Annotated in this window: 14 protein-coding genes; 5 read left to right on the top strand and 9 right to left on the bottom strand. The window is 62.6% G+C overall.

What is annotated here, in order from left to right; translation table 11 throughout:
- Nucleotides 1-23: 23 nt before the first annotated feature.
- Nucleotides 24-902: a CoA ester lyase gene (locus RO009_09615; GenBank protein MDT3685285.1), complete on the bottom strand. Its 879-nt coding sequence runs from the start codon at nt 900-902 to the stop codon at nt 24-26.
- Nucleotides 903-1,107: 205 nt separating this feature from the next.
- Between RO009_09615 and RO009_09610 the strand changes: the two genes are divergently transcribed.
- A complete protein-coding gene (locus tag RO009_09610) occupies nt 1,108-1,836 on the top strand; it encodes a DUF429 domain-containing protein (GenBank protein ID MDT3685284.1) in 729 nt (242 codons plus the stop codon).
- 39 nt (nt 1,837-1,875) lie between these two features.
- The gene (locus tag RO009_09605) at nt 1,876-2,547 is read left to right on the top strand and encodes a carbonic anhydrase (protein ID MDT3685283.1); all 672 of its coding nucleotides are present in this window, start codon (nt 1,876-1,878) and stop codon (nt 2,545-2,547) included.
- A 35-nt stretch (nt 2,548-2,582) separates the two neighbouring features.
- Here the strand turns inward: RO009_09605 and RO009_09600 are convergent, their stop codons facing one another.
- Nucleotides 2,583-3,617 (bottom strand): aspartate-semialdehyde dehydrogenase, encoded by a 1,035-nt coding sequence (locus RO009_09600; GenBank protein ID MDT3685282.1) that lies wholly within the window; start codon nt 3,615-3,617, stop codon nt 2,583-2,585.
- Nucleotides 3,618-3,921: 304 nt separating this feature from the next.
- On the opposite strand from RO009_09600, the gene RO009_09595 reads away from it, so the two are divergent.
- Nucleotides 3,922-4,860 carry a hypothetical protein gene (locus RO009_09595; protein ID MDT3685281.1) on the top strand — a complete coding sequence of 313 codons (939 nt, stop codon included), beginning with the start codon at nt 3,922-3,924 and terminating at the stop codon, nt 4,858-4,860.
- A gap of 166 nt (nt 4,861-5,026) precedes the next feature.
- On the opposite strand, the gene RO009_09590 is transcribed toward RO009_09595, so the two are convergent.
- Both RO009_09590 and RO009_09585 read right to left on the bottom strand, forming a co-directional pair.
- The gene (locus RO009_09590) at nt 5,027-5,425 is read right to left on the bottom strand and encodes a hypothetical protein (GenBank protein MDT3685280.1); all 399 of its coding nucleotides are present in this window, start codon (nt 5,423-5,425) and stop codon (nt 5,027-5,029) included.
- 2 nt (nt 5,426-5,427) lie between these two features.
- Entirely contained in the window at nt 5,428-6,771 is a 1,344-nt protein-coding gene (locus tag RO009_09585) for a sulfite oxidase (protein MDT3685279.1), read from the bottom strand.
- A gap of 232 nt (nt 6,772-7,003) precedes the next feature.
- Here RO009_09585 and RO009_09580 point away from each other — a divergent pair, with 232 nt between their 5' ends.
- Nucleotides 7,004-7,342: a hypothetical protein gene (locus RO009_09580; protein MDT3685278.1), complete on the top strand. Its 339-nt coding sequence runs from the start codon at nt 7,004-7,006 to the stop codon at nt 7,340-7,342.
- Between the two features lie 187 nt (nt 7,343-7,529).
- Here the strand turns inward: RO009_09580 and leuB are convergent, their stop codons facing one another.
- The 4 genes from leuB to RO009_09560 form a co-directional block, all read right to left on the bottom strand.
- On the bottom strand, nt 7,530-8,642 hold the full coding sequence (gene leuB, locus RO009_09575) for a 3-isopropylmalate dehydrogenase (GenBank protein MDT3685277.1): 1,113 nt from the start codon (nt 8,640-8,642) through the stop codon (nt 7,530-7,532).
- Between the two features lie 90 nt (nt 8,643-8,732).
- Nucleotides 8,733-9,506 (bottom strand): molybdopterin-dependent oxidoreductase, encoded by a 774-nt coding sequence (locus tag RO009_09570; protein MDT3685276.1) that lies wholly within the window; start codon nt 9,504-9,506, stop codon nt 8,733-8,735.
- 10 nt (nt 9,507-9,516) lie between these two features.
- Nucleotides 9,517-10,146: a cytochrome b/b6 domain-containing protein gene (locus tag RO009_09565; protein MDT3685275.1), complete on the bottom strand. Its 630-nt coding sequence runs from the start codon at nt 10,144-10,146 to the stop codon at nt 9,517-9,519.
- A gap of 76 nt (nt 10,147-10,222) precedes the next feature.
- Entirely contained in the window at nt 10,223-10,780 is a 558-nt protein-coding gene (locus tag RO009_09560; GenBank protein ID MDT3685274.1) for a fasciclin domain-containing protein, read from the bottom strand.
- 220 nt (nt 10,781-11,000) lie between these two features.
- Between RO009_09560 and RO009_09555 the strand changes: the two genes are divergently transcribed.
- On the top strand, nt 11,001-12,047 hold the full coding sequence (locus tag RO009_09555; GenBank protein MDT3685273.1) for a MaoC family dehydratase: 1,047 nt from the start codon (nt 11,001-11,003) through the stop codon (nt 12,045-12,047).
- 173 nt (nt 12,048-12,220) lie between these two features.
- On the opposite strand, the gene RO009_09550 is transcribed toward RO009_09555, so the two are convergent.
- A complete protein-coding gene (locus RO009_09550) occupies nt 12,221-13,111 on the bottom strand; it encodes a LysR family transcriptional regulator (GenBank protein ID MDT3685272.1) in 891 nt (296 codons plus the stop codon).
- Nucleotides 13,112-13,254 lie beyond the last annotated feature (143 nt).

Below are 13,254 nucleotides of genomic sequence, written 5' to 3'. Positions count from 1 at the left end.
CTGCAAGGGGAGGTAAAGAGAAATCATTGCCGCGCCGCGATCGCGTCCGCAATCGCCACCGTCCGCCGCGCGATGTCGGCATGCATGCGCTCGACCATACGGCCCTCGAGCTGCACCACGCCCTTGTCCTTATTCTCGGGCTGATCGAAGGCGGCGATGATCTTCTTCGCCTGCGCCACTTCCTCCGCGCCGGGAGAGAAAGCTTCGTTGCACGGTCCGATCTGGTTGGGATGGATCAGCGTCTTCCCATCCATGCCCAGGTCGCGCGCCTGCGCACATTCCTCGGCGAAGCCTTCCGCGTCGCTGAGATTGTTGTAGACGCCATCGAGGATGGAAATGCCGTAGGCGCGCGCGGCGAGCACGCACGTGGTGAGCCAGGGCAGCATGGTCCAGCGGCCGGGGACAAGACGGGTGCCGGTCTCCTTGGCGAGATCATTGGTGCCGAGCACGAAGCCCGACAGTCGCGTTTCGGAATCCTTGGCGCAGGCCGCGATCGACTGGATGTTGAAAATGGCGATCGGCGTCTCGATCATCGCCAAGAGCCGCGTCCTGTGGTCGGTTCCCATGTCGAGCAGACGCTGGCCGAGCATTTCGAGCTGACCCGGATTGGAAATCTTCGGCACCAAAATGCCGTCCGGCGCCGCATGCGCTGCCGCGTTAAGATCCTCGGCATGCCAGGGCGTATCGATGGCATTGACGCGGATGAAGATCTCGCGCGCCCCGAAGCCGCCCGCTTTCACTGCCTCCGCCACCTGCTTGCGCGCGGTCTCCTTGGCGTCGGGCGCTACAGCATCTTCGAGGTCGAGGATGACGCCATCAGCCGGCAGCGTGCGCGCCTTCTCGATGGCACGGGCATTCGAGCCCGGCATATAGAGAACGGAACGGCGCGGACGAATGGTCATGATCACTCCTCGATACAACACTTGTCATCGCCCGCGCGCCGTCTTCGTCAATATATCGACGGGTATGACAGCAGCCCTCCGAAGCTTTAGCGAAAGAGCAAGCGGACGATCCAGTATACACAAAGGTTCCAATTGGGAATGCCGATATGCAAATTGCACTGCTCTCGGTTACTGGATGCCCCGCTTTCGCGGAGCATGACACACAATGAATGTCTGGCTTGCAGGTGTTGACGGTTGTCCGGCCGGCTGGATTGCCGTTTTCATCCGGCCTGACGGCAATGAAGTGCGCATTCGCACCTTTGCCCGTTTCGCCGATGTCGCCGGATTGCCCGAGGCGTCCGCCATCATCGCCGTCGACATCCCGATCGGGCTGCCGGACCGTGCCGGCCCGGGCGGGCGCGCGGCGGAAAATGCGGTGCGGCCACTGCTCGGCCAGCGGCAATCCTCGGTGTTTTCCGTGCCGTCGCGTTCCGCCGTCTACACAAAAGATTATGACGAGGCGCGCCAGGTTGCGCTCACCACGTCCGACCCGCCAAAGAGTGTCGCCAAGCAGCTCTTCAACATCGCGTCGAAAATTCGGGAGGTGGATGAGAACTTGCGTGCGGACGCCGCTCTCGCACGGCGCGTCTTCGAGGTGCATCCGGAAGTCGCGTTCTGGCGGCTGAACGGGGAACGGCCCTTGCACGAGCCGAAGAAGATCAAGAGCAGATGTTACGAGCCCGGCCTGGCCCTGCGGCGCAACCTGCTGGCCTCCGCCGGGCTGCCGGTCTCCATCATCGCCGGGGCGCCGCCGGAGGGCGCCGGCCCGGACGACCTCCTGGACGCGCTCGCCTGCGCGGCCGTTGCACGGCGGATTCATGCAGGTTCCGCGCAATCCTTTCCCGATCCGCCGCCGCGCGATTCTTGCGGCTTGCCGATGGCGATCTGGGCGTGATTAATCCGGGCGCGCGGCGTCAAGCAAGAGTCCGGGGTGATGGCATTTCCGCAAAGGCTGCTCGAAGGTTACAGCGCGTTCCTGGCTCGCCGGCTGCCGGAGGAGCAGAACCGTTTCCGCGAACTCGCAGAAAGCGGGCAATCGCCGGAGATCCTGGTGATCGGCTGCTGCGATTCCCGCGTTTCGCCGGAGGTCATTTTCGATGCCCGCCCTGGCGAATTGTTCGTGATCCGCAATGTCGGCAACCTCGTGCCGCCCTACACACCGGACGGCGCGCAGCGCGCCGTCTCCGCCGCGCTTGAATTCGCCGTGCAGGCGCTGAAGGTGAAGCACATCGTGGTGCTGGGGCATGCGCAATGCGGCGGCATCCGCGCTTTCGCGGAAGAAGCGGCACCGCTGTCGCCGGGCGATTTCATCGGTCATTGGATGTCGCTGATCGCGCCCGCCGCCAAGGCGGTCGGCCCGCGCGGCGATCAGCCGATGGCCGAATATCTTGCGCGGCTTGAGAAAGCCTCAGTCGTCAAGACGCTCGACAATCTGATGACCTTCCCCTGCGTGAAGATCCTGGTCGAGCGCGGCAAGCTGCAATTGCACGCCGCGTATTTTGGCGTCGGCACCGGCGCGCTGTCGGTGTTCGACGAAGACAGCGGCGAATTCCGCCACGTCGCGCAGGAGGAACATGCGCAGGTGTTTGCGGAGCCGAGGTTTTGAGGTTTTCACCACTCCCCGCCTGCGGGGAGAGGAAACTACGCCGCCTTCTTCTTCGCTTCGATCAGCTTGCGGTTGATCAGCGCTTCCGCGATCTGGATCGCATTCAGCGCCGCGCCCTTGCGCAGGTTGTCTGACACACACCACAGCACGAGACCGTTCTCAACGGTCGGGTCTTCGCGCACGCGGCTGACATAGGTCGCGTCCTCGCCCGCCGCTTCATAGGGCGTCGCGTAACCGCCCGGCTCGCGCTTGTCGACAACCAGAACACCCGGCGCACCGCGCAGCGCTTCATAGGCTTCGTCGGTCGAAATCGGATTCTCAAACTCGATATTCACCGCTTCCGAATGGCCGATGAAGACCGGCACGCGCACGCAAGTGGCGTTCAACTTAATCTTGGGATCGAGAATCTTCTTGGTCTCGGCCACCATCTTCCACTCTTCCTTGGTGGAGCCGTCGTCCATGAAGACGTCGATTTGCGGAATGACGTTGAAGGCGATGCGCTTCGGAAACTTCTTCATCTCGATCTCGCCGAGCGAATAGATCGCCTTTGTCTGGCGGTCGAGTTCGTCCATCGCGTCCTTGCCGGCGCCCGACACCGATTGATAGGTCGAGACCACGACACGCTTGATCTTCGCCTTGTCGTGCAGCGGCTTGAGCACGACAACGAGCTGCGCGGTCGAGCAATTCGGATTGGCGATGATTCCTTTCTTGCGGAAATCGGCAACCGCCGCTGCATTCACTTCCGGCACCACCAGCGGCACGTCCGGGTCCATGCGCCATTGCGACGAATTATCGATCACCACCGCGCCCTGCGCCGCGATCTTTGGCGACCATTCCTTCGACACCGCGCCGCCCGCCGACATCAGGCAGATGTCGACATCGGAGAAGTCGTAATGCTCGAGCGCTTTGACCTTCAGCGTTTTTTCACCATAGGAGACATCCACGCCCTGCGAGCGCCGCGACGCCAGCGCGACCACCTCGTCGGCGGGAAAACGCCGTTCGGCCAGAATTTCGAGCATCTCGCGGCCCACATTGCCCGTGGCACCGACAACCGCGACTTTGTAACCCATTCTTGACTCTCCGCCGGAAAATCGTACCGGGACCGAGCTGTCGGAAACCGGAACGCAGCGGCTTCTAAGCGAGAAATGCGGCAATTACAACGCCGGCCTAGAACGGGCCGGCCGAGAAAGCTGACAGGAAGCTGTTGTGGAGGCCGCGTTGCTCGCCGTTCACCCCCGGCCGTTCGGGCGCCGTCGGGTTCCCCCGTCCCTGCCGCCCGCCCCCGCGCCGGAGAATCCGGCTCAGGTCCGGGCCCGATCGCAGGTCGATATTCAGCAGGGACACCTGCAGGAGGCCACCCAGGCCGCGCGGCCGATGGCCAGCGCGATCGCGGCCTGGCTCTCTGCGCTCGCCAGCGCCGGCGCGCCCCTGAGCCGCATGGCCTTTGCGGGCCTGGTCGCGATCGGCAGATCCGCCGCCGCTTTCGCGGCGGCATTCCGGTCGATCGAGTTCCGGCGCCGGCCGCCTGTGCCGTCCAATCCGCTGCTCGACGCAATGGCGCAATCCTGGCGCGGACTTTTTGTCAGGTTTCTCGCCTATGTCTGCGGCATCGCGGTGCTGTCATTTGTCGCCGCCGAGCTGTTTCAGTCCGCGCCGGTCGTCGCTGCGGTCGAACCTGTGGCGCGTCAGGAATGGATCACTGTCGGCAAGCCTTTTCCGGCATTTCACCTCAACCTGCCGGACACGACGGACGAGCAAAAATATACGATCCGTCGGCACAGCGAGGGCGGCGGCCGCAAGGACACCATGAGCTGGGGCGAGCCTGGCCAATCCGCTCGGCATTTCCTGGTTGAGATCTATCGTCCGGGCAGCGAGCTCGACGGCTTCTCAACACCCATCGCAGAAATAGAATTGCGTGCAGCGGGATATGCAACAACGGCGCGGATGCGACAGTCGCTGCCGATCGACACCAAATTCGGTCCGGTCGCAACGGTGGATTTCAATATTGGCCGGTCGGGCGCCGGGCATTGCGTCGGTTTCGTGCGCACCTTCGACGAACCGCGCATGCAGATTTCCGGCCTGTCCTGCAACAGCGACGCCCTCGTTGACCGCTCGGCGATGGCCTGCGCGATCGATCGCCTGACGCTGATGTCGGCCGGCAGCGACCCCGATATCGCGAAACTTTTCGCCCAAGCCGAGCTCAAGCGCAATTTCTGCGGACAGCGCGATCCGATCCTGCATGCGACGCCGCGACGCTCGATCGAACCGGTGAAGCCGCTGGCGACGACCTTGCGCGGTCGGCTGATGCGATAGCGCAATTTCCCCGGCATTGAATGGCTGACTCGTCATGGCCGGGCTTGTCCGGCCATCCACGTCGTGACGATGTCGAAGCAAGAAAGACGTGGACGCCCGCGACAAGTCTAAACTCAGGCGGCCTTCGGCCGGGCCGGAGTGCGCGGGCATGACGGTGTGGTGAGGCCTACCGCTTCAAAAACGGATTCTGCCAGCCACCGCCGGCCGCAGGCGCGCGCGGCGGATAGGTTTTTTCCAGATAGTCGAGCACCACCTTGCGGTCCGCGTCGTCGAGCGGAGGCATCCCGTGTCGCTGGACCATCAGCTCGAGCGACTCCTCCCATTGCCGGCGGCTCATCCCCTGTGCGGCGACCAGCTTGAAATTGTGACAGGCGACGCATGTATAAAATGTCCGTTCGCGGCCGGGACCCGCCGGAAATTCTTCCGGCGTCTCCTCGCTCGGATTGAAGCCCTGCGGTGTTTGTGCAAATGCAAGACCGCTGGCGAGGATCATTGCGGTGACGGCAAAACACAACCGCCGCGCAACGCGCGCGGCGGCCCCTGAGATACGCGGCGATCCCTTCATGATCAGCCGACAAGCACCGCGATCCGGTGCATGGCATTGCCGCCATAGCCCTGCGGATTCCAGTTGCCGGTGATGTGCGGCTGCCGGTTGCCGCGTGAATCGGTGGCGCGCACCCAGATTTCGTAATAGCCGTCGGTCGGGAAATTGACGCTGCCGGTCCAGCGCTGCCAGTCATAGCGATTGCGCGGATCGCCGAGTTTCGTGGTCTTCCAGCTCGATCCGTAGTCGGTGGAGACTTCCACCGAACGCACGGAATTGTCGCCGGCCCAGGCGGCGCCGCGCAATTCAAGCTTGCGCGTGCCGGCCGCGAGTTTCGTACCGTTGGCAGGATTGGTGATGATCGAGCGCACCGGCATCGATTCGAGAATCTTGAAATTTTTCGGGTCGCCCTTGTCGCCGGGGACCATCGGCTTGATCGGCGTGCGATAGGAGAAGCCGGTCATGCCGGGACCGTCATGCTCCTTGTCGCGAATCCAGATGCGCGTCAGCCATTTCTGCGATGCCGATCCGGCCCAGCCAGGATAGATCAGGCGCACCGGTCCGCCATGGATATTCGGCAGCGGCTGGCCGTTCATGCCCCAGACGATCATGCTGTTGGGGTCCATGGCCTTGGCGATGCGAACGCCGCGGGAGACCGGCTGCTTCGTCGCGTCGCCGGACAGATGCACATCGGCGCCAAAATGCGCGGTGTAGATGCCCGATGGTTTCACGCCCGCAGTTTTCAGAACATCGGCCAGTCGGACACCTGTCCATTCCGCGCAACCGGCGCCGCCATTGGTCCATTGATTGCCGCGCGCCGGCGGCGAGAATCCGGAGCGTCCGTTGCCGCCGCATTCCAGAACGAAGCGCAGGGTCTGCGGCTTGTATTTCGCCTTCAGTTCGCCAAGCGTGATCTTCAGCGGCTTGTTCACTTCACCGTCGATGGTGATTTCCCATTTTTCCGGATCCTTGGCTTCCTCCGGAATTTGACCGTTGTTGCGGATGTAGAATTTCCCGATCGGCGTGATCGGATCGTCAAGCAACTCGGCCGGCGTCTCCGCGACCAGCGGCCGGTCGCCCAGCACGACAAGCCTGGAGTCCTTGCCGGGGAAGTTGAGCGGTTGCGGTCCCTTGGCTGCGGCGGAAGATGCCGGCTTGTCTTGCGCAAAGGCTGCCGGGATCAGTCCGTTGGGCATGTTACTTCCGAATGGTATCGCGCCACCCACCGCCGCGCCCATCGCGGCAAGGCTGGCGCCCCCCAGAAAACCGCGGCGATGGACGCCCGTTCCGCGGCCAAAGACCACCGCATCCGCCCGCTCGGGATCGTCCGCATAAAGCTCCTCAACTGTCCGCTCGATCTTGGACATTGCCCACTCTCCCTGTGCACAGCATCACCATGCTGCGCTTTATGAGTTTTGGCCGCGCCTCCGCGCGACGTATTCAATAATCCTAATGCGTTGGCGGGCGTGGTCAATCTGCAACAGATTCGCGCTTCCGCGGGCCGGAACCCCCGGCACCAAACGCGGAAGTTATTGGCGGGCTGAACCAAAAGTGCATATTGTGCGTTTGAATCGAAGGAATTAGCGAGGACAGGATTTCATGCGCATTCTGAAGTTTGCCTTGGCTGCCGCGGGACTGGCCGGCCTGATGGCGACCACAATGGCGAGTCCGGCCGAAGCTCAGCGCAGGCAGCGTGTGGAATATTACACCGGCGATCGGCTTTATACCGTCCGCACCGCGCCGCGCGCACGCATCGCGGTGCGGCCGCGATCGTATCTCGACGCCGGCACGGAAGTACTGCCGGGCGAGCGCAAATACACGGACTATGCCATTCCTCCCGGTTACTCGGCCATCAGCACCGTGCTCGGGCCGAGCTTCGGCTGGGACCGCCGGCCGCTTAACGATTATTGGGACGTGCCGCACCGCTACGGTTGGTGACGCTATTCTGATTGATGGAACACAAAACAAAACGCGCGGCCCGAGCCGCGCGTTTTGTTTTCCCTGGCGGTCGTCCGGAAAGCGGACGATCCAGTCATCACCAGCCGGCCAATCAGCGAACTGCTTTTCAGATTGGTTGCTTCAGTAATTACTGCATGCCCCGCTTTCGCGGGACATGACGCTTGAGCTACGCAGCAAGCTTCTCGATCTCGGCGATAATCGCATCGCCCATTTCCGAAGTGCCGACGGTCCTGGTGCCGGGGCCCGCGATGTCGCCGGTGCGCAGGCCGTTGGCAAGCGCGGCGGCAATCGCCTGCTCGACAATGTCGGCTTCCCTGATCATGCCAAACGAATAGCGCAGCGCCATCGCGAAGGACGCGATCATCGCGATCGGATTGGCGACACCCTTGCCGGCAATGTCCGGCGCCGAACCATGCACCGGCTCATACAGCGCCTTGCGCTTCTTCGTCTTCGGATCGGTCTCGCCGAGCGAGGCCGAGGCCAGCATGCCGAGCGATCCGGTCAGCATTGCCGCCACGTCCGACAGGACGTCGCCAAACAGATTGTCGGTGACGATGACGTCGAACTGTTTCGGATTGCGCACGAGCTGCATCGCGCCGGCATCCGCCAGCATGTGCTGAAGCTCAATGTCCTTGAATTCGCGCGCGTGCACCTGCGTCACCACTTCCTTCCAGAGAACGCCGCTTTTCATCACGTTGTTCTTTTCCATCGAGGTGACCTTGTTGCGGCGCTTGCGCGCCAGCTCGAAGGCGACGCGCGCGATGCGCTCGATCTCGTAGGTGTCGTAGACCTGCGTGTCGATGGCGCGCTTCTGGCCGTTGCCGAGATCGGTGATGGTCTTGGGCTCGCCGAAATACACGCCGCCGGTGAGCTCGCGCAGGATCATGATGTCGAGGCCTTCAACCAGCTCACGCTTGAGCGAGGAGGCTTCGGCCAGCGCCGGATAGGTCACCGCGGGACGCAGATTGGCGTAGAGCGCGAGGTCCTTGCGCAGACGGAGAAGCCCGGCTTCCGGGCGCACCTCATAGGGCACGCCGTCCCATTTCGGTCCGCCGACCGCGCCAAAGATCACGGCATCGGCGGCCTTGGCCTTGTCCATGTCGGCTTCGCTGATCGCCACCTTGTGAGCGTCATAGGCGGCACCGCCGACCAGGCCTTCCTCGGTCTCGAAGCGGGCCAAACCCTTGTCGTTGAAGAATTTGATCAGTTTCTTCACCTCGGCCATGACTTCCGGACCAATGCCGTCGCCGGGGAGAAGAAGGAGCTTCTGGGTCGCCATCACCGCGCCTCGTTCTGTTAAATGCCGGGCGAGTGCTAAAGGGCGGCGGCGCGATTGGCAAGGCGATCCACGCCTTGTCGGGGAAAGCGGCTACAGCCCGCTATGCCAGTTATAGCCCTGGTTCTCCCAATAGCCGCCGCGGTCATCGTTGGTGACATGGATGGCGACGACGTGTTTGGGATTCTTGAAGCCGAGCTTGGTCGGCATCCGGCATTTCATCGGAAAGCCGTAGCGGCGCGGCAGGATGTCGTTGTCGAACTTGAACGACAGTTGCGTCTGCGGATGCAAGGCCGTCGCCATGTCAATGGTGGTGGAATAACCCTCGGCGCACTGGAACCAGACATATCTCGCGCGGGTGTCGGCGCCGACGCGCCGCAGGTATTCGCTCAAGCGAACGCCGGTCCAGCTTCCGATCGCGCTCCAGCCTTCGACGCAGATATGCCGCGTGATCTGTCTCTCCTGCGGCAGCGCATAAAGCTCATCGAGCGTCCATGACGTCTCGCTGTCGACCAGACCGCCGACCTCCAGCTTGAAACCCTCTGCATCGACCTCGGGTGCATCCTCTTCCGGGTAATAGGCGTTGAACGGAAACGGCCGGGTGATCGCGCTGTCGGGATATTCCGGCGCGAGCTGATTGGCATCGAACAAGGCGGCCTGCGCCGCATCGTTGAATTCGGAAATCTTGCGCAACACCTTTTCCGCAGAGAAACCATCCACGATGTCGCAGCCCGTGAGAAATGTCAGTGTGCCGAGACTGGCCATGCCGCGCAGGAACGCGCGCCGCGCGAGATCGGGGCGGAGCTTCGCCGCCTCCCTGATCAGGAGTCTTGCGTCGACACCGGGAATGAGTCCGTGGCGTTTCATCTTCGCCTCCTCAGCGGCCCTTGATCATGCCGCGCAGACTCTTCGGCACGAGCAGCGCCAGCAGCACATGCACGACAAGAAATCCGACAATGGCCGCCATCGCAGCGAAATGGACATAGCGCGCCGCGTCATAGCCGCCGAAGATCGCGGTCAAGGTCTGCAATTGCACCGGCTTCCAGATCGCGAGGCCCGACAGCACGACAACGAAGCCGGCAGCGATGACGCCGAGATAGAGCAACTTCTGCACGGCGTTGTAGATGGAAAGATCGTCGTGCGAGAGGCGAAACGTCAGCGCCGCCGTCATGTCAGCAAAAACAGCGCCTGCGCTGAGCGGAAAGAACTTGCGGCGGAAACGTCCGGTCAGAATGCCGAGCGTCACATAGACGATTCCGTTGATCACCAGCAGCCACATCGCCGCGAAGTGCCAGAGCAGCGCGCCGGCGAGCCAGCCGCCGAGCGTGATTTCGCGCGGGATGACGAATGAAAACAGGGGGGCCGCGTTGTAAATCTGCCAGCCCGACATGATCATCACGACCATCGCAATCGCGTTGATCCAGTGTGTGATGCGCACCCACCGCGGATGGATCACCGCACGCGCGGCGCCGGATTTGATCGTCGGAGTGGCAAGGGTCACGCTCATGGCGAGGGCTACCGGATTTGAGTTGCCAAAAGGGACGGATACGCCGGGACATCCCGGCGCATCCGTCTGCTGCAGGTTAGCTGGCGGGCAGCAGAACCTTGTCGATCACATGGATGACGCCGTTCGACTGACGCACATCGGCGATCGTCACCGTGGCAATGCCGCCCTTCTCGTCGGTCAGCGTGATCTTGCTGCCGTTCTTCTTCGCCTGCAGGACACAGCCGCCGACAGTTTTCACCGGATGCGTGCCGTTGTCGTCGGCGATCATCTTGTTGATCGCGGTCGACAGCGCATTCGCGGCAACGACGTGACAGGTCAGGATCTTGGTTAGCGTCGCCTTGTTCTCGGGCTTCACCAGGTTTTCGACCGTGCCGGCCGGCAGCTTGGCGAAGGCGGCATTGGTCGGCGCGAACACGGTGAACGGGCCTTTGCCCGACAAGGTGTCCACCAGGCCAGCTGCTTTCACGGCGGCAACCAGGGTGGTGTGATCCTTCGAATTGACGGCGTTCTGGACGATATTCTTGGTCGAATACATCGGCGCCCCGCCGACCATCGGATTCTGGTTCTGGGCGTAGGCCGGTGCCGCCAGGGCGAACGCGGCGACCGCAGCCAGAAGAGTGACACGCTTGGACATTGGATAGCTCCCTTCCTTGACAGTGATGAAGGCGGCATGCCGCCGGGACAGACGAGGCGCTCTGACCCGCCGAACGGGCCTGTTTGTCGCATCGTCAGCGGGAGCTACGGACCCTGTGCGCGCGGGTTTCCGGCGATGGCTGATCTCACGGCTTCGTGAAACCCGGCAGGCACGCTATAGAGGCGCCGGATTTCGAGGGGTTCAGAAGATGGCGATGATGATGAAGACCAGTTCAGGCAATTTCTTTGAAGACTTCCGGCTCGGGCAGACGATCCGGCACGCGACGCCGCGCACGGTCACCGTCGGCGATGTCGCGATCTACAACGGCATTTTCGGCCCGCGCTTCGCCGTGCAGTCGTCAGACGCTTTTGCAAAAGCGATCGGATATGAGCGCGCGCCGATCGACGATCTGCTGGTCTTTCACGTCGTCTTCGGCAAGACCGTGCCGGATATCTCTCTCAACGCGGTGGCCAATCTCGGCTATGCCAATTGCCGCTTTCTGCAGCCGGTCTATCCGGGCGAGACCCTGAGCGCTGTTTCGGAAGTGATCGGACTCAAGGAAAATTCCAACCGCAAGACCGGCATTGTCACCGTGCGCTCCAGCGGCTTTGCGGAGGACGGCAGCCTGGTGCTGGAATATGTGCGCTGGGTGATGGTGCGCAAACGCGACGAGGCCGCCGCAACGCCCGATGACCACATTCCACGCCTGCCGACGGCGGTCGAGCCGAACCTTCTCGGCGATGCCTGCCCGCCGATCAATGTGGACGCCTTCGACCTGGCCTTGTCTGGCTCTCCGCACAAGTTCGGCGATTACCATGTCGGCGAGAAAATAGATCATGTCGACGGCGTCACCGTCGAGGAAGCCGAGCACCAGATGGCGACGCGCCTTTATCAGAATACGGCGCGCATCCATTTCAACGCTTTCGTCGAGAGCAAGGGCCGCTTCGGCCGCCGGCTCATCTATGGCGGGCACGTGATTTCGCTGGCGCGTACATTGACGTTCAACGGTCTCGCCAACGCATTTCATATCGCGGCGATCAATGGCGGGCGGCATGTGGCGCCGCTCTTCGCAGGCGATACCGTGTTTGCCTGGTCGGAAATCCTGGCGAAGGCGGAATTGCCGCGACGTTCTGATCTCGGCGCATTGCGGCTGCGGACCGTGGCGACCAAAAACCGCTTTTGCGCGGATTTTCCGCTGAAGGCAGGAGATCAGGATGATCCGTCGGTTATTCTCGACCTCGATTATTGGGTGCTGATCCCGCGGTGAATAGTCACCTATGCTACCGCAAACTCAGCGCGCCCCTCCCCCTGAAAGCGGGAGGGATGGAGAAGGGGTCTTCTCTTTCGTGCGATTGGTAACGACCCCCACTCGCCCGCCTTCGCGCCTACGCGCTGCGGCGGGCCACTCCCCTTCCAGGGAGAGGTCAGCCCCGGAGATCTCTACTCATTCGCCGCGCGCAGATGATCCACCAACTGCTGCGCATAAGGCGGCAACGCGTCGTAGTCGCGGATGCAGATGGTGAGGTCACGCGGCGCCCAGGCGTCATCAAGCGCCACCGCCTCGATCGCCATCGTCTTCGCGGCGCGCTGGGCCGTCGTCTCCGGCACGATGCCGATGCCGACATTGTGCTCGACAAGTCGGCAGACGGCGTCAAAGCTGCGCAACTGGATGCGCAGACGCAGCGGGCGCCCGATCCGGTTCGCCTTCACCGCAAGGAAGCGTTGCAGGGCGCTGGCGCGATCGAGACCGACAAAATCATAATCCAGCACATCGGCAAATCCGATCCGCGACTGGTTCGCGAGCGGATGATCGCGCGATACCACGAGCACAAAGCGGTCGCTTCGGAACGGATAGGTCGTCAGCCGTCCGGGATCGACCGTGCCAGCAATGATGCCGATATCCGCGACGCCTTCCGCGATCATGTCGACGATCTCGTCGCTCAGCCGCTCCTCGAGATCGATGCTGATATTGCGGTGGGCGGTCAGGAACGAGCTGAGCGTCTCCGGCAGAAACTCGGTGAGCGCGTTGGTGTTGGACAGAAGGGTGATCTGCCCGGCGAAGCCGCCGGCATAGACACCGAGGTCTTCGCGCATGCGCTCGGCCTGCGCCAACATTGCCCGGGCATGCTGCAGCAGGGTTCGGCCCGCCTGGGTCGGCTTCACACCCAGCCGCCCGCGCAGCAGAAGCGGCACCCCGAGCTCGTCTTCCATGCTGCGGATGCGGGTTGAGGCTGCGCCCAGCGCTAGATGCGCCCGGGCCGCACCATGGGTTATGCTGCCCGCCTCTACAACGTGGCGAAAAAGATTCAGATCAGGCAGATCGAACCGCATGCACTATACATAGCCTTCTAGTTTCACGAAGGCAAACTACGTAAAATAGTGATTGTGAGGCCTGTTTTCCTGGTGGTACTTCGCTGTTGGCGAAGTTTAGAAGTCAGCCAAGTGGCGGTATTTATTGCCGCCGGATGCTCCTG

It is taken from the genome of Pseudorhodoplanes sp., from assembly GCA_032027085.1.
GTDB lineage: Bacteria > Pseudomonadota > Alphaproteobacteria > Rhizobiales > Xanthobacteraceae > Pseudorhodoplanes.
Note: the sequence above shows the minus strand (reverse complement) of the source record. Positions and strands in the feature narration are given on the sequence as shown.